This is a genomic window from Streptomyces sp. NPDC016851 (genome assembly GCF_055562795.1).
Window position 1 is genome coordinate 14258 of record NZ_JBVHEP010000029.1, and the last position, 15220, is coordinate 29477.

Annotated in this window: 13 protein-coding genes and 1 pseudogene; 5 read left to right on the forward strand and 9 right to left on the reverse strand. The window is 70.9% G+C overall.

The window, feature by feature from the left end; all coding sequences use genetic code 11:
• Nucleotides 1–188: 188 nt before the first annotated feature.
• Together ACZ3I3_RS34650 and ACZ3I3_RS34655 are read right to left on the reverse strand one after the other, a co-directional pair.
• Entirely contained in the window at nt 189–1223 is a 1035-nt protein-coding gene (locus ACZ3I3_RS34650) for a LacI family DNA-binding transcriptional regulator (RefSeq protein WP_467371563.1), read from the reverse strand.
• Nucleotides 1220–3589 (reverse strand): glycoside hydrolase family 2 protein, encoded by a 2370-nt coding sequence (locus ACZ3I3_RS34655; RefSeq protein WP_467371565.1) that lies wholly within the window; start codon nt 3587–3589, stop codon nt 1220–1222. The genes ACZ3I3_RS34650 and ACZ3I3_RS34655 overlap by 4 nt, the downstream gene beginning before the upstream one ends.
• Nucleotides 3590–3753: 164 nt before the next feature.
• Between ACZ3I3_RS34655 and ACZ3I3_RS34660 the strand changes: the two genes are divergently transcribed.
• Genes ACZ3I3_RS34660 through ACZ3I3_RS34670 form a run of 3 tightly spaced genes read left to right on the forward strand, consistent with a single transcriptional unit; the run spans nt 3754 to nt 6844 of the window.
• Nucleotides 3754–5067, forward strand: a complete 1314-nt coding sequence (locus ACZ3I3_RS34660) for an ABC transporter substrate-binding protein (protein ID WP_467371566.1) — start codon at nt 3754–3756, stop codon at nt 5065–5067.
• Entirely contained in the window at nt 5067–6017 is a 951-nt protein-coding gene (locus ACZ3I3_RS34665) for a carbohydrate ABC transporter permease (protein ID WP_467371568.1), read from the forward strand. Before ACZ3I3_RS34660 ends, ACZ3I3_RS34665 begins: the two co-directional genes overlap by 1 nt.
• Complete coding sequence (locus tag ACZ3I3_RS34670; RefSeq protein ID WP_467371570.1) at nt 6014–6844, forward strand: carbohydrate ABC transporter permease; 831 nt, start codon at nt 6014–6016, stop codon at nt 6842–6844. Before ACZ3I3_RS34665 ends, ACZ3I3_RS34670 begins: the two co-directional genes overlap by 4 nt.
• 83 nt (nt 6845–6927) lie before the next feature.
• On the opposite strand, the gene ACZ3I3_RS34675 is transcribed toward ACZ3I3_RS34670, so the two are convergent.
• From ACZ3I3_RS34675 to ACZ3I3_RS34685, 3 genes are all read right to left on the reverse strand, one after another.
• Nucleotides 6928–8220, reverse strand: coding sequence for a ribonuclease D (locus tag ACZ3I3_RS34675; RefSeq protein WP_467371572.1), 1293 nt, complete (start codon nt 8218–8220; stop codon nt 6928–6930).
• A gap of 186 nt (nt 8221–8406) precedes the next feature.
• The gene (locus tag ACZ3I3_RS34680; RefSeq protein ID WP_003993737.1) at nt 8407–9069 is read right to left on the reverse strand and encodes a response regulator transcription factor; all 663 of its coding nucleotides are present in this window, start codon (nt 9067–9069) and stop codon (nt 8407–8409) included.
• 323 nt (nt 9070–9392) lie between these two features.
• The gene (locus ACZ3I3_RS34685) at nt 9393–10067 is read right to left on the reverse strand and encodes a DUF3000 domain-containing protein (protein ID WP_467371574.1); all 675 of its coding nucleotides are present in this window, start codon (nt 10065–10067) and stop codon (nt 9393–9395) included.
• 101 nt (nt 10068–10168) lie between these two features.
• Here ACZ3I3_RS34685 and hemE point away from each other — a divergent pair, with 101 nt between their 5' ends.
• Complete coding sequence (gene hemE / locus ACZ3I3_RS34690; RefSeq protein WP_467371576.1) at nt 10169–11236, forward strand: uroporphyrinogen decarboxylase; 1068 nt, start codon at nt 10169–10171, stop codon at nt 11234–11236.
• A gap of 1 nt (nt 11237) precedes the next feature.
• Here the strand turns inward: hemE and ACZ3I3_RS34695 are convergent.
• The 4 genes and pseudogenes from ACZ3I3_RS34695 to ACZ3I3_RS34710 all read right to left on the reverse strand — a co-directional run.
• A pseudogene (locus ACZ3I3_RS34695) lies at nt 11238–11393 on the reverse strand (rhomboid family intramembrane serine protease); the annotation flags it as partial.
• 30 nt (nt 11394–11423) lie between these two features.
• The gene (locus ACZ3I3_RS34700) at nt 11424–12416 is read right to left on the reverse strand and encodes an immunity 49 family protein (protein WP_467371578.1); all 993 of its coding nucleotides are present in this window, start codon (nt 12414–12416) and stop codon (nt 11424–11426) included.
• Nucleotides 12417–12519: 103 nt separating this feature from the next.
• Complete coding sequence (locus tag ACZ3I3_RS34705; RefSeq protein ID WP_467371580.1) at nt 12520–13275, reverse strand: SDR family NAD(P)-dependent oxidoreductase; 756 nt, start codon at nt 13273–13275, stop codon at nt 12520–12522.
• A 53-nt stretch (nt 13276–13328) separates the two neighbouring features.
• Complete coding sequence (locus ACZ3I3_RS34710) at nt 13329–14099, reverse strand: SDR family NAD(P)-dependent oxidoreductase (protein ID WP_467371582.1); 771 nt, start codon at nt 14097–14099, stop codon at nt 13329–13331.
• 159 nt (nt 14100–14258) lie between these two features.
• Between ACZ3I3_RS34710 and ACZ3I3_RS34715 the strand changes: the two genes are divergently transcribed.
• Nucleotides 14259–15119, forward strand: a complete 861-nt coding sequence (locus ACZ3I3_RS34715; RefSeq protein ID WP_467371584.1) for a helix-turn-helix transcriptional regulator — start codon at nt 14259–14261, stop codon at nt 15117–15119.
• Nucleotides 15120–15220 lie beyond the last annotated feature (101 nt).

Here is a 15220-nt window from a genome sequence, read left to right on the forward strand (position 1 = left end):
CTCTCCTCCAGGGGTCCAGGACGCTGAGCGCTTGCTCATCCCATGCTACTTATGAGTAACGTAGCTGCCCAGTCCTGACATGGCGAGCGGCGAAGGTCACACAAAACTCCGGTAGGGCAGCGCCCTGTTTTTAGGGGCGCGGGGAACTGCGCGACCAGCCACAACGCACCCGCACCCCCCTACGGCGCTCACCGAGGCGGCGCAGTGGACCCCCGAGGCGTCAGAACAGGCGTCGGCACAGGGTGCGACCCGCCCTCACCCCCCGTGATCACCGAGAACAAGGTCCGAGCCACCTCCGCCCCAAAACCATGCACGTCATGGCTCATCGCCGACAAGGTCGGGTGCGTCAACCGGCACAGCTGCGAGTCGTCCCAGGCCAGCAGCGACACATCCTCCGGCACCCGCAACCCCATCTCCGCCGCCACCGACAACCCCGCCACCGCCATCACGTCGTTGTCGTACACGATCGCCGTCGGCCGGTCCGGCGGCGCGGCCGTCAGCAGCGACCGCGTCGCCCGCGCCCCCGCGTCCCCGGAGAAGTCCGTCGCCACCTGCCACGCCCCGGCCAGCGCCAGCGCCCCCGCCGCCTCGTCGAACGCCGCCGTCCGGATGGCCGTGTGCCCGAGCGCCGCCGCCCCGCCCACCCGGGCGATCCGCCGGTGCCCCAGCGCCGCCAGATACCGCACCGCCTCCGTCACGGCCGTCGCGTCGTCGGTCCACACCGAGGTGAGCCCGCCGGTCAGCGAGGGATGCCCGACCGCGACCACCGGCAGCCCGAGCCGCTCCACCAGGGCGGCCCGGGGATCGTCGGCCCGGAAGTCGACGAGGATCGACCCGCCGATCTGCCGCCCTCGCCACCACGCCTCCTGGACCCCCAGCTCCTCGTCCAGATTCCGTACGAGTCTCAGCAGCAGGGAGCAGGAGTGCTCGGCCAGGACGCTCTCCACGCCCGAGACGAACTCCATGTACCAGGGTTCGAGCCCGAGCGACCGCGCCGGACGGCACACCGCGAGTCCCACCACGTCCACGCGCGAACCGGCCAGCGTCCGGGCCGTGAGGTTCGGCGCCCAGCCCAGCTCCCGCGCCGCCCGGAAGATCCGGTCCCGGGTCGCCTCCGACAGCCCGGGCTTGTGGTTGAACGCGAGCGACACGGCCCCCTTGGACACGCCGGCGCGCGCGGCGACGTCCTTGATGGTGACGCGGGGGGCCGGCGTCGCCGTCATCGGGTGGGCTCCACGCAGTACAGGGCCGCACGGGCACGCTCCGCGTCCGGGGTCTTCCAGCCGCGCACCCCGATGGTCACCTCTTCGCCCGGCAGCAGCGTGACCAGCCCCCGGTCGGCCCGCGCCCCCGGATCCAGCCGGTCGGCCTGGAGCAGCAGGTCCCGGACCAGGGTGCGGGCGGTGACGGTGATGCCTTCGGAGGCGAGCGAGACATCGAACTCCGGCGTGGGGTAGGGGACCTCACGGTCCGGCACCGGGAAGTGCACCGCCCGCAGCCCCTCCGCGTCGGCGACCAGGAACTCCTTCGGCCCGTCGGGCGTCAGCTCGCGCGGAACCTCGACACGGACCACCGCCCGCCCCCCGGCCGTCACCTCCACGGCCGCCTGCCCCAGCACCTCGCCCCCGACGGACATCCGCCGCAGGGTCAGCGCCGGCGTCCAGTCCCCGGCCGCCTGGTTGACGACGGCCAGCACCAGCCCGCCGTCCCGCGGCTGGAGCGTCAGCAACCGGTCCGCGTACAGCCGCCTCAGCTCGTGGTACAGCGGCTTCTCCCGTCCGTCGCCGTCGATCGCCGCCCAGGACGTCACCGGCCAGCAGTCGTTGAGCTGCCAGACGACCGTGCCCGCGCACACCGGCCAGTGCGAGCGCCAGTGCTCGATCCCGGCCGCGACCGCACGTGCCTGGTTGACCTGCATCAGGTAGTGCCAGCGGTCGAAGTCCCCCTTCGGCACGGCGAAGTGCCGGGCCAGCCCCCGCTCCAGCTTCCCGTTGCCGTCGTCGGCCTTCTGGTGGTGCAGCATGCCGGGGGAGTCCGGCGCGAGTTCCTCCCCGGGCAGCGCCCGCCGCAGCGTGGCGTACGCGGGCGGCGCCTGCCAGCCGAACTCGGCGACGAACCGGGGCACGCTGAGCCGGTAGTCGGCGTAGTCCGCACGGTTCCACACCTCCCAGGAGTGGTGCGTGCCGTGCGCCGGATCGTTCGGATGCCGGTCCCAGGACCCGGACCAGGGACTCCCCGCCGTGTAGGGCCGTGTCGGATCCAACTCGGCCACCACGCGGGGCAGTAGGCCCAGGTAGTACCCCTCGCCCCAGGAGCCCCCGGCCAGCCGCGGCTCCCAGCCCCAGTCCCGAAAACCCCACAAGTTCTCGTTGTTGCCGTTCCACAGCAGCAGCGACGGGTGCGGCATCAGCCGTACGACGTTCTCCCGGGCCTCGGCCTCCACCTCGCCGCGCAGCGGCTGCTCCTCCGGGTAGGCCGCACACGCGAACGGGAAGTCCTGCCAGACCAGCAGCCCGAGTTCGTCGCAGGCGTCGTAGAAGTCCTCGCTCTCGTAGATCCCGCCGCCCCAGACCCGTACGAGGTCCACGCCCGCCCCGGCCGCCTGCTCCAGCCGCTCCCGGTAGCGCTCTCGGGTGATCCGGGACGGGAAGACGTCGTCGGGGATCCAGTTGACGCCCCGCGCGAAGAGCCGCTCGCCGTTGACGACGAGGGTGAAGCCGGTGCCGTGCGCGTCGGGCCGCCGGTCCAGCCCGACGGTCCGGAAGCCGATCCGCCGCCGCCACACGTCCAGCGCGGCATCGCCGTGCAGCAGCCGCAACTCGACGTCGTACAGCGGCTGTTCGCCGTAGCCGCGCGGCCACCACAGCCGGACGTCCGGTACGCGCAGCCGAACCACCCCGCCCGCCCCGTCGAGCTCCGCCCGGGCCCGCACCCCGCCCACCGTCGCCTCCAGGGCGAGCGGCGCCTCGACCCGGGTCCGCTCGACGTCCACGGCCAACTCGACGACGCCCTCGCCCTCCTCGACGGTGACCAGCGGACGCACCCGGGCGATCCGGGCCGTCGACCAGTGCTCCAGGCGCACCGGCCGCCAGATCCCGGCCGTCACCAGGGTCGGCCCCCAGTCCCAGCCGAAGGAGCAGGCCATCTTGCGCAGGTACTGGTACGGCTCGGCGTAGGCGGCGGGCCGTTCGCCCAGCCGTCCCCGTACGGCCTCGGCCTCGGCGTAGGCGGAGACGAACCGCACGGACAGCCGCCCGGACAGCCCCGTCACGTCGAACCGGTACGAGCGGTGCATGTTGCGCACCTTCCCCAGCAGCCGCCCGTCCAGGGAGACCTCGGCGACGGTGTCGAGCCCGTCGAAGACCAGGTCGGTCTGCTCCTGCGCGGACGCGCTCGTGAGCTCGCGCTCGTACGTCCAGTCCCGGCGCCCCACCCACGCCACCTCGGACTCGCCCAGGCCCAGGAACGGGTCCGGGATCACCCCGGCCGCCATCAGGTCGGTGTGCACGCAGCCCGGCACGGACGCCGGGAGCGGGTCCGGCCCGTGCCGCAGGATCCATCCGTCGCCGAGCGGTGTGGCCTCCAGCATGCGCACTCCCTTAACCGGTCCAGTGACGAGTCGTGTACAGGTCTTCGCAGCGTTGGCGGGAATGGGACTTTACCGGTTGAGAAAGCGCTGTCAGAGTGCCGAACCAGCCATACCGCACGTGCTCTTCCGTCCCGAGTTCCTCTCCGCGAACGGAGCTGATGCACATGAACCGCCGTACCGTCCTCGCCCTCGCCGTGGGCGCAGCCCTGCTGGCCTCGGGCTGTACCGGCACCGGAGGCACCTCCAAGGGCGCGGATGCCGAGGCCCCCGGCGATCCCGCCAAGGTCGAAGGGACCATCACCGTCCTCACCCACCGGACCGACCTCGTGCAGGACGGGACGATGAAGAAGTACGCCGCCGAGTTCAACAAGACCTACCCCAAGGTGAAGGTCGAGTTCGACGGCCTCACCGACTACGAGGGTGAGGTCAAGATCCGTATGAACACGGAGAACTACGGCGATGTCCTGATGATCCCGGCCGTGATCGAGAAGAAGGACTACCCGAAGTTCTTCGCCTCCCTCGGCACCCAGGCCGATCGGAGCAAGAAGTACCGCTTCACCGACTACACGACCGTCGACGGCAAGGTCTACGGCCAGAGCCCGCTCGGCGCGGTCCCGGGTTTCATCTACAACAAGAAGGTGTGGAGCGAGGCCGGGATCACCGACTGGCCCACGACGCCGGCCGAATTCCTCGACGACCTGAAGGCGATCAAGTCGAAGACCGACGCGATCCCGTACTACACCAACTTCAAGGACATGTGGCCGCTCACCCAATGGACGCAGGTCAACGGCTCGGTCGGCTGTGACGAGCAGGCCACCACGAAGCTCGCCGAGGGCAACCCCTGGGCCGACGGCGCCGATCTGCGCACCGCCGACACGCTGCTGTACGACATCGTGCGCGAAGGGCTCATCGAGAAGGACCCGACGACCACCAACTGGGAGGCGTCCAAGCCCAAGTTGGCGAAGGGCGAGATCGCCACGATGTGGCTCGGCTCCTGGGCGGTCATCCAGATGCAGGACGCGGCGAAGCAGGCCGGCACCGACCCGGCCGACATCGGCTTCATGCCGTTCCCCGCCCAGAAGAACGGCACGTTCTGCGCGGTGACCTCGCCCGACTACCAGCAGGCCGTCAACGTCAACTCCGAGCACAAGGCCGCCGCCCGCGCCTGGATCGACTGGTTCACCGACAAGTCCGGCTACGCGGACGCCAACCTCGCCCTCTCGCCCCTCAAGGACGCCCCGCTGCCCGACATCCTGGGGCCGTACCAGGAGGCGGGTGTGAAGCTCCTCGACCTCGACGACACCAAGGGCGCCGAGGTCAAGTCCATTGACAACCAGTCCGAGGTCGGCATCTACAAGCCCGACTACCGCCAGGAGCTCGTCGACCTCGCCCGCGGTGCCCGCAAGGGCAGCCTGGACGACTTCCTGACCGGGCTGGGCGAGAAGTGGACCGAGGCGCAGAAGAACCTGGGGTCCTGATGACGGACACCACCCGGAAGGCGGCGCGGCCGGTGTCGCAGGCCGCGCCCGCCGGGCCGCCACCGCCGTCCGCCGCGCGCGGGCCGCGGCGGTGGCGGGGCGTGACCCCCTGGCTGTTCCTGATCGCCCCGCTCGCCCTGCTGATCGCCTTCACCTACGCGCCGATCGTCAACATGGTCGCGTACAGCTTCACCGACTGGGACGGTGTCAGCCCCGAGCTGCGCTACACGGGCGCCGAGAACTACACCGAACTCTTCACCCGGCCCGAGCTGTTCGAGGTGTTCTTCGTCAGCGGCTACTACCTCGCCGCGTCCGTGGTGCAGATCGGCGCCGCCCTCTACTTCGCCACCGTCCTGAGCTTCAACGTCCGCTTCCGCAGCTTCTTCAAGGGCGTGCTCTTCTTCCCGTACCTGATCAACGGCGTCGCGATCGGGTTCGTCTTCCTGTACTTCTTCCAGGACGGCGGCACCCTCGACGCGATCCTGAGCCTGTTCGGCCACGACGGTGACCGGTCCTGGCTCGGCACACCCACGTCGGCCAACGTCTCCCTCGCCGGCGTCTCCGTCTGGCGCTATCTGGGCCTGAACTTCGTCCTCTTCCTCGGCGCGATCCAGTCCATCCCGGGGGAGCTGTATGAGGCGGCCGAGCTGGACGGGGCGAACCGCTGGCAGCAGTTCCGTCACATCATCGCGCCCGGGATCCGGCCCGTGCTGAGCCTGTCGGTGATCCTGTCCGTCTCGGGGTCGCTGTCGGTCTTCGAGATCCCGTACATCATGACCGGCGGCGCGACCGGCACCGAGACCTTCGTGATCCAGACCGTGAAGCTGGCCTTCCAGTTCAACAAGACGGGCCTCGCCTCGGCGGCGGCCGTCGTGCTGCTGCTGATCATCCTGGCGGTGACCTGGGTGCAGCGGCGCCTCGTCCCGGACGACAAGGTGGACCTCGTATGACGCGCCGTGCCGTGGCCCGTGCCCTCGTGTACCTGTCCCTGGTCCTCGCGACGCTGGTCGTGCTCCTGCCGCTCACCGTGGTCTTCCTGACCTCGCTGAAGACCTCCGGGGAGATGGCGGACGACAGCGGCGCCCTCACGCTGCCCGACGACCCGCTCAATTTCGGCAACTACGTGACGGCGTTCCAGGACGGCCGGATGCTCTCGGCGTTCGGCAACACGGCGCTGATCCTGGTCGTCGCCGTCGGGGGCACGGTCCTCATCGGCTCGATGACGGCGTACGCCATCGATCGCTTCCGGTTCCGCTTCCGCAAGCTCGTCCTGGCCCTGTTCCTGGTCGCCGCGCTGGTCCCCGGGGTGACCACCCAGGTGGCCACCTTCCAGATCGTGAACAGCTTCGGGATGTTCGACAGCCTCTGGGCGCCGATCGCGCTCTACATGGGCACGGACATCGTGTCGATCTACATCTTCCTGCAGTTCGTCCGGGCCATCCCCGTCTCACTGGACGAGTCGGCCCGCATCGACGGCGCCAACGCCTTCACGGTCTACCGAAAGATCATTTTCCCGCTGCTCAAGCCCGCGATCGCGACGGTCGTGATCGTGAAGGGGATCAACGTCTACAACGACTTCTACATCCCCTTCCTCTACATGCCCTCCGAAGATCTTGGCGTGATATCGACGTCCCTGTTCCGCTTCAAGGGCCCCTTCGGAGCCCACTGGGAGACCATCTCGGCCGGCGCGATCCTCGTCATCGCCCCGACGCTGATCGTCTTCCTGTTCCTCCAGCGGTTCATCTACAACGGTTTCACGCAAGGCGCCACGAAGTAAGCGACCTGTTTGGGGGCGCGGGGAACTGCGCGAACAACCACAAACAACCCGCAGCCGCCGTACGACGAAAAGTTCTACGGCGGCTAGGGGGTGTCCTTGACGGACAGAGCCTCCACCAACACCGGCGTCACCAGCTCCACCTGCCACGGCCGCGCACCGTACCCGGCGAGCGCGGCCGCCACGGACTCGGCGTCCACCACCGCCGGCGGCTCCCAGCACACCCGCCGAACCGTGTCCGGCGTCATCAGATTCTCCTGCGGCATGGAGAGCTCCTCGGCCAGCGCCGAAACCCCGGCCCGGGCCGCACTGAGGCGCGCCGCGGCGACAGGATCCTTGTCCGCCCAGGCCCGCGGCGGCGGAGGCCCGGTCACCGGCTGCCCCGGCTGCGGCAACTGCGCCTCGCTCAACGCCTTCGCCCGGTCCACGGCCGCCTGCCACTGCTCCAGCTGCCGCTTGCTCATCCGGTGTCCGAAACCGTTCAGCGCGGCCAGCGCGTGCACGTTGGCCGGAATCGCCAGCGCGGCCTCCACGATCGCCGCGTCCCCGAGCACCTTGCCCGGCGAGACGTCCCGCCGCTGCGCGATCCGGTCCCGGGTCTGCCACAGCTCCCGTACGACGGCCAGCTGCCGCCGCCGGCGCACCTTGTGCATGCCGGACGTACGCCGCCAGGGGTCCTTGCGCGGCTCGGGCGGCGGGGCGGAGGCGATCGCGTCGAACTCCTGGCGCGCCCACTCCAGCTTGCCCTGCCGGTCCAGCTCCTTCTCCAGCGCGTCGCGCAGGTCGACGAGCAGCTCGACGTCCAGCGCCGCGTACCGCAGCCAGGGCTCGGGCAGCGGCCGGGTCGACCAGTCGACGGCGGAGTGTCCCTTCTCCAGGACGAAGCCGAGGACGCCCTCGACCATCGCGCCGAGGCCGACCCGGGGGAACCCGGCGAGCCGTCCGGCCAGCTCCGTGTCGAACAGCCGCGTCGGCACCATGCCTATCTCGCGCAGGCAGGGCAGGTCCTGGGTGGCGGCGTGCAGCACCCACTCGACGCCGGACAGGGCCTCGCCGAGGGCGGACAGGTCGGGGCAGGCGACGGGGTCGATGAGAGCCGTTCCGGCGCCCTGGCGGCGCAGCTGGACCAGGTAGGCGCGCTGGCCGTAGCGGTAGCCGGACGCCCGCTCGGCGTCGACGGCGACCGGTCCGGAGCCCGCCTCGAAGGCGGCGATCATCCGGGCCAGGGCGGCCTCGTCCGCGATCACGGGCGGAATGCCCTCGCGCGGTTCCAGCAAAGGGATCGGCGCCTCCGTAGCAGAAGATCCGTCGTCGTCCGGAGGAGCGCCTCCGGTGGTTCGCAGTGAGCTGTCTGCTGCGGTCTCGTGGGCGTCGGTCACATGTCAAGGGTATCCGTGTATGGACAGCGCCCGTCGACGGAACGTTCCGTCGACGGGCGCCGGGGGGTCGCAAACCAGTCAGGTCGGGGAAGTGTCGGGTTCGCGAACCGTGAGTGACACGATCGGGAGCCGCCGCCGGTCCCGTTCACGTGAGTGAATGATCACAAAGGGTCATCGTGGAGCGGGTCAGTGGATGATTCCGGTCCGCAGGGCCACCGCGACCATCCCGGCGCGGTCGCCCGTGCCGAGCTTGCGGGCGATGCGGGCGAGGTGGCTCTTGACGGTCAGCGCGGACAGGCCCATCGAGACGCCGATCGCCTTGTTCGACTGGCCCTCCGCGACCAGCCGCAGCACCTCGACCTCGCGGCCGGACAGTTCGCGGTAGCCGCCCGGGTGGCTCGGGGCACCCGGGGGGCGGCGGTGCAGGCGCGCGGCGGCGGCGCCGATGGGGGCGGCGCCCGGTCGGGTGGGGAGCCCGACGTTGGTGCGCGTGCCGGTGACGACGTAGCCCTTCACACCGCCGGCGAGCGCGTTGCGCACGGCGCCGATGTCGTCGGCGGCGGAGAGGGCGAGCCCGTTGGGCCAGCCCGCGGCGCGGGTCTCCGACAGCAGGGTGAGGCCGGAGCCGTCGGGCAGGTGGACGTCGGCGACGCAGATGTCGCGGGGGTTGCCGATGCGGGGACGAGCCTCCGCGATGGACGAGGCCTCGATGACATCGCGCACACCGAGCGCCCACAGGTGGCGGGTGACGGTGGAGCGGACGCGCGGGTCGGCCACGACCACCATGGCGGTCGGCTTGTTCGGGCGGTAGGCGACCAGGCTTGCGGGCTGCTCGAGGAGAACGGACACCAGGCCTCCTGGGGTGCGGGACGGGGCCGGCTCGTGGGGGTGAAGCCGGGACGAACCGTGCTTTCAAGGTCACAGTCGTCTTCGGCACCCAACCCGTCCGCCTTTAGAGAATGATCACGAATCGGTGATAACAATCCGTGCAATTCGGACACGCGGTCGATCATTCGAAGGTCGAACGGTTTCGGTCTGCGTCGGTACGCGGTCGAAAGTGGCCGTATCGACAAAGTGATTCGGCCAAGAGGGGGACTCAGGTGTGATCGTCGACAGGGCAGCGTTGACCGCCCCGTACAGGTTCGATCAGTACGGGGTCGGAACGGGTTCGATCAGCGGGACTGCGGGCCTCGCCGCTGCGGCAGCGTCACCACCGACGCGTCGCCCGGGACGGCCGGCGGCAGCCCCGCGACCTGGGCGAGCAGATCGCACCAGGACGCCAGGTGCGCGGCCGTGTCCGGGACCCCGCCCAGGCCCTCGCGCGGCGTCCAGGAGGCGCGGATCTCGATCTGCGAGGCGGCCGGACGCGCGGACAGGCCACCGAAGTAGTGCGAACTCGCCCGCGTGACGGTTCCGCTCGGCTCCCCGTAGGTCAGCCCGCGCGTCTGGAGCGCGCCGGTCAGCCAGGACCAGCACACCTCCGGCAGCAGCGGGTCCGCGGCCATCTCCGGCTCCAGTTCCGCGCGCACCAGCGTCACCAGCCGGAACGTGCCCTGCCAGGCGTCGTGTCCCGCCGGGTCGTGCAGCAGCACCAGCCGGCCGTCGGCCAGGTCCTGGTCGCCGTCGACGACCGCGGCCTCCAGCGCGTAGGCATGGGGGGCGAGCCGCTTCGGCGCAGGCGTGGGCTCCACCTCGATCTGGGGCCGCAGCCGCGCCGCCTTGAGCGCGTCGACGGCGGCCCGGAAGGGCAGCGGGGCGGTGTCCGCCTCCCGCCGGTCTTTCTCGGTGTCCTTCGCTTCGTCCATTCCGCCAGCGCCGTCCGACAGTCGTCCCTGAGCCGCAGCCATGCCGGAAGGTTACGGGGACGGGAGCCCGCGTGCCGGGCTAGACACCCCGCGCCCCTCCAGGGGCTGAATCACGCCCATCGGGGGCGTGCGAAACTTGGCCCGTGAGTGCCAATGACGCCCCCCGGGCCCAGCAGCCGTCCGCCCCGTACGACTCCGCCTTCCTCAAGGCCTGCCGGCGCGAGCCCGTGCCGCACACGCCGGTGTGGTTCATGCGGCAGGCCGGGCGCTCACTGCCGGAGTACCGCAAGGTGCGCGAGGGCATTCCGATGCTCGAGTCCTGCATGCGGCCCGAGCTGGTCACCGAGATCACGCTCCAGCCGGTGCGCCGGCACGGCGTCGACGCGGCGATCTACTTCAGCGACATCGTCGTCCCGCTCAAGGCCATCGGCATCGACCTCGACATCAAGCCAGGCGTCGGCCCGGTCGTCGAGCGCCCGATCCGCACCCGCGCGGACCTCGCCCAGCTGCGCGACCTGACCCCGGAGGACGTCTCCTACGTCACCGAGGCCATCGGCCTGCTCACCCGCGAGCTCGGCGCCACGCCCCTGATCGGTTTCGCCGGCGCCCCGTTCACCCTCGCGAGCTACCTCGTCGAGGGCGGCCCGTCCCGCACGTACGAGAACGCCAAGGCGATGATGTACGGCGACCCCGAGCTGTGGGCCGACCTGCTCGACCGCCTCGCCGACATCACGGCCGCCTTCCTGAAGGTCCAGATCGAGGCGGGCGCCTCGGCGGTGCAGCTGTTCGACTCCTGGGCCGGGGCGCTCGCCCCCGTCGACTACCGGCGCTCGGTGCTGCCCGCGTCGGCGAAGGTCTTCGAGGCCGTGGCCGGTTACGGCGTCCCGCGCATCCACTTCGGCGTCGGCACCGGTGAGCTGCTGCGGCTCATGGGCGAGGCCGGCGCGGACGTCGTCGGCGTCGACTGGCGCGTCCCGCTGGACGAGGCCGCCCGCCGCGTCGGCTCCGGCAAGGCGCTCCAGGGCAACCTCGACCCGACCGTGCTGTTCGCCACGACGGAGGCCGTCGAGGCGAAGACCCGCGAGGTCTTGGACTCGGCGAAGGACCTCGAGGGCCATGTCTTCAACCTCGGCCACGGCGTCATGCCGTCCACGGACCCGGACGCGCTGACGCGGCTCGTGGAGTACGTGCACACGCACACCGCCCGCTGACTCACCAGCTGTGCCGGGGCCGCGCCCGCCTGCCGAAATAGGATGCTGGGCGGCTCCGGCGGCGGTGGTGTGCCGGGGCGCAGCGGCCAGGCGATCAGCATGCCGGCGACAAAACCCACGACGTGTTCGCGTACGCCACCGTGCCGGCGTCCGAGATCCTCGGCCGGGGTGGCCCGCCAGTACTGGCCTACTTGGCGGCCCAGCAGCCCACATTGTTCCGGCTTCCCTCCGCCGCCCGGCGCGGCGCGTCCGGCGATCCCAGCAGACCGTACGGCAGATATCCGGACCGGACACCGAGTTCCCACCCATGGACCTGGACGGCGAGGCAGGCCAGGGCGAGGGTGCCGAGGGGGAGGAGGGACCGGGGCGGGGGATCACCGGCATCGGCCTCGACGCTCTCCCGGTACGCGACCAGCCGGGCGACGAGGGCGTCCTCGAAGGCGTGCTGGTCGTCGTCGAGGAGTACGCGGAGCAGCCGCTGGTCCGCGCTCAGTGCGTCGCCGACCTCGTCGAGCCGCCGGGCGGCCTCCGTGCGCTCCCCGGCGTCCGGCTTGCGCAGCGGAACCGTAGGCCAGTCGCGGGGCAGATGCCCGGCCGCCTCGGTGAGATAGGGGCACAGGGCGTCCATGGCGGCGAGGTCGGCGGGGTCGGAGACGGAGGTGTACCGGTTGTAGGGCACGCCGTCACGGATGGCGGGCGCGTAGTCGCCGCGCAGCAGCAGCCCGGTGACCCGCTCCCAGTCCCACACATGCCCGCTGACGACACACATCTCGAACATGTCGAGCCATGTCCGCGCGGTGGGCGCCTCCTTGACGACGTCCCGGAAGGTGATGGGCCCGTCCCCGAACTCGTCGTCGTCCGGGTCCGTGCTGATCCGCTCCCCGACGAGGGGGAACCGGAGTTCCTGGTCCCCGCTCGGGAAGCACATGATGCTCAGCACTCCGTGCACACACTCCGCGGCGGTGACGGCGACCGTGCCGGCCGCAGCGTCGAGCCCCGGCTCCGTCACCGTTCGCGCGGCGACATGGTCGAGCAGTTCGTCCGCCATGGCCCGGATCAGCGTCGGCGAGATGCTGCCGTACCGCAGCGAGTGCCACCGCGTGTAGGCCCGCCCGTCGATGTCGTCGAGCGCCTCGGCCAACCGCTGCTCGCCGACCTGATGGCATGGCACATTCCGCACGTACCCCGTCCCTTCATGAACTCCACGACTGGACGAAGCACGTTATCAACGGGCACTGACAGCACTGGTCGCCCGCGTCTGTCGGGTGCGAGGAGCCGTCGGGTCAGTGTGCGGTGAGCCCGCCGTCGACGACGAACTCCGCCCCGGTGACGAACGAGGATTCGTCGCTGGCCAGGAACAGCATCGTGGGGGCGATCTCCTCGGGGCGGCCGGCGCGCCGCATCGGGGTGCGTACGATGTCGGGCTGCTGGTCCCCTTCGTCGTCGAGGATCTCCTGGATCATGGGAGTGGCGATGACCCCCGGGTGCACGGAGTTCACGCGCACGCCCTGAGTCGCGTACTCCACCGCGGCGGTCTTGGTCAGCAGGCGTACCGCGCCCTTGGACGCCTGGTACGCGGCGGCGGCCCCGCTGCCGATCAGCCCCAGGACGGACGAGGTGTTGACCACCGAGCCGTTGCCGCTGGCGCGCAGCAGCGGCATGGCGGTCTTCATGCCCAGCCAGGTGCCGGTCTGGTTGACCGCGATCACCCGATCCCACGCCTGCTGATCGGTGTCCTCGACGCCGGGCCAGTCCACGATGCCCGCGATGTTCACCAGCACGTCCAGCCCTCCGAAGCGCTGCTCGACTTGGGGGATGGCCTCGCTCCACTGCTGTGCCGACGACACGTCCAGGCCGATGCCCATGGCCTGGGCGCCACCGCTCTCCAGCCGTGCCGCCAGGTCCGCCGCGGCGTCGGCGGAGGCATCGGTGACCACGAGACGTGCTCCTTCGCGGGCGAACAGCTCCGCGGTGGCCCGCCCGATGCCTCCTGTCGCGCCCGTGATCAGCGCTGTCTTTCCTGTCAGGCGTCCCGTCATGGCGATCATTCCCTCGATTCCTGTCTGGTGTGCTCGGTGTCCCGTGTGCCGGATCAGAGCGCGGTGAGGCCGCCGTCGGCGGCGACCACGGCTCCCGTGACGAAGCTGGAGCGCGGTGATGCGAGGAAGCACAGGACCTCGGCGATCTCCGCGGGCTGCGCCACGCGGCCCAGGGGCTGTGCGTCGGCGAAGGACGCCAGGTATGCGCGACTGTCGGAGCGGAACGTGTCGAGGAAGTCGGTCTCGATCACACCCGCGGCGACGAGGTTGGCGCGGATGCCCAAGGGCCCGCCCTCGACCGCGAGCACCTTGGTCAGCTGGGCCAGAGCGCCCTTGGAGGCGCTGTAGGCGGCGCCCTCGGGCAGCGCGACGGTGCACGTGTAGGAGCCGGTGCTGACGATGGCGCCGCCACCGCGGGCCCTCATGGCCCGGAAGGCCTCGCGGGCGAAGAAGAAGGAGCCGCGGGCGTTGACCGCCATCACCGCGTCCCAGTCCTCGGCGGTGGTGTCGGTGACGGGCTTGTTCAGGGTGCGCCCGGCGTTGTTCACCAGGATGTCCAGCCCGCCGAAGGCGTCGATGGCCCGCTCAACGGCCTGGACGGCGGTCTCCTCCCGCGTCACGTCACCGGTCACCGGCAGGACGCCGGGAAATTCGTCCGGCAAGGTCTCGGTCTCCGGGCGCAGGTCGACGGCGACGACATGGGCGCCGCGAGCGCTCAGCAGCGCTACGGTCTCCCTGCCCACGCCCCGCGCGCCCCCTGTGACGACGGCGACCTTTCCGGCGAACTCGGCGGCCTGCCGGTCGCCTCCAAGGGTCCCGTTCATGGCGGGCTCCTCCCCTTCGTACTGCTCGATCAGTGCGCTTCCCTCGCGTTGGTAGCGCCCCACCGAGCATGGGCAGGCAGCCGGCCATCGGCCAGGTTGCGCTCTGCCTGGGTGCGGCACACCCAGGCAGAGCGCCGGGCCCCGCCTACCCTGGTACGCATGCCTGAACGCACGGCCGACAACCACTTGGGCGACTTCCTCCGCGCATGCCGCGCCGACCTGGGGCCGCAGGACGTCGGCATGGCGAGCTACGGGACCCGCAAGGTCGCCGGACTGCGCCGCGAGGAGGTCGCCGTCCTGAGCGGAGTGAACACCGACTACTACGCCCGCCTGGAACAGGGGCGCGAGCGCAACCCCTCACCCCAGGTGCTCGACGCACTCACCCGCGCGCTGCGGCTCGGCACCGACGCCCGCGCGCACCTGTACCGACTGGCCGGGGCCACACCAAGCCACCAGCCCGCCGCCCACACCGCCGAGCAGGTCAGTCCAGCACTGCGCCAACTGATGGACGGCTACCCGAACACCCCCGCGTTCGTCCTCGACCGGACCCTGGACATCCTCGCCACCAACGCCCTGGCCGACGCCCTCTACGCCCCGTTCGACCCGGCGGACAACCTGGCACGCATGACGTTCCTCGACCCCGCGGGCCGGCACTTCTACACGGACTGGGACCGGGCAGCCCAGGCCACCGTCGCCAACCTGCGCCACGCAGCGGGCTTCGACCCGAACGACCCACGGCTGCGCGCGCTGGTCCGCACCCTCACCGAGCACAGCCGGGAGTTCACCCGCCTCTGGAAGGCTCACACTGTGCGCGGCAAGACCCAGGACGCCAAACACCTGCGCCACCCGGACGTCGGTCCCCTCACTCTCACCTACCAGGCCTTCGACGTGACCGACGCGCCCGGCCAGCAGCTCGTCATCTACCACGCCGAACCGGGCAGCCTCAGCGCCCAGGCCCTGGGCCTGCTCGGCACCCTCCACGCCACCCTGCGCCGACCTCACCCGCAGAGTTCGCCCTGACCGAAGCGCCGCGCAGTTCTTCGGGTCAGTGGTCAACTCGATGCAGAGCTGCGAGGCGTACCTCCTGGGCGTACACGGGAATGTGGTCGCGCTGGCCGTTC

What these genes read in the sequence shown, in the direction of transcription:
- ACZ3I3_RS34660 (WP_467371566.1), top strand. Translation starts at nt 3,754, where the DNA reads ATGAACCGCCGTACCGTCCTCGCCCTCGCCGTGGGCGCAGCCCTGCTG.
- ACZ3I3_RS34715 (WP_467371584.1), top strand. Translation starts at nt 14,259, where the DNA reads ATGCCTGAACGCACGGCCGACAACCACTTGGGCGACTTCCTCCGCGCA.
- ACZ3I3_RS34650 (WP_467371563.1), bottom strand. Translation starts at nt 1,223, where the DNA reads ATGACGGCGACGCCGGCCCCCCGCGTCACCATCAAGGACGTCGCCGCG.
- ACZ3I3_RS34705 (WP_467371580.1), bottom strand. Translation starts at nt 13,275, where the DNA reads ATGACGGGACGCCTGACAGGAAAGACAGCGCTGATCACGGGCGCGACA.
- ACZ3I3_RS34655 (WP_467371565.1), bottom strand. Translation starts at nt 3,589, where the DNA reads ATGCTGGAGGCCACACCGCTCGGCGACGGATGGATCCTGCGGCACGGG.
- ACZ3I3_RS34710 (WP_467371582.1), bottom strand. Translation starts at nt 14,099, where the DNA reads ATGAACGGGACCCTTGGAGGCGACCGGCAGGCCGCCGAGTTCGCCGGA.
- ACZ3I3_RS34670 (WP_467371570.1), top strand. Translation starts at nt 6,014, where the DNA reads ATGACGCGCCGTGCCGTGGCCCGTGCCCTCGTGTACCTGTCCCTGGTC.
- ACZ3I3_RS34665 (WP_467371568.1), top strand. Translation starts at nt 5,067, where the DNA reads ATGACGGACACCACCCGGAAGGCGGCGCGGCCGGTGTCGCAGGCCGCG.
- ACZ3I3_RS34685 (WP_467371574.1), bottom strand. Translation starts at nt 10,067, where the DNA reads ATGGCTGCGGCTCAGGGACGACTGTCGGACGGCGCTGGCGGAATGGAC.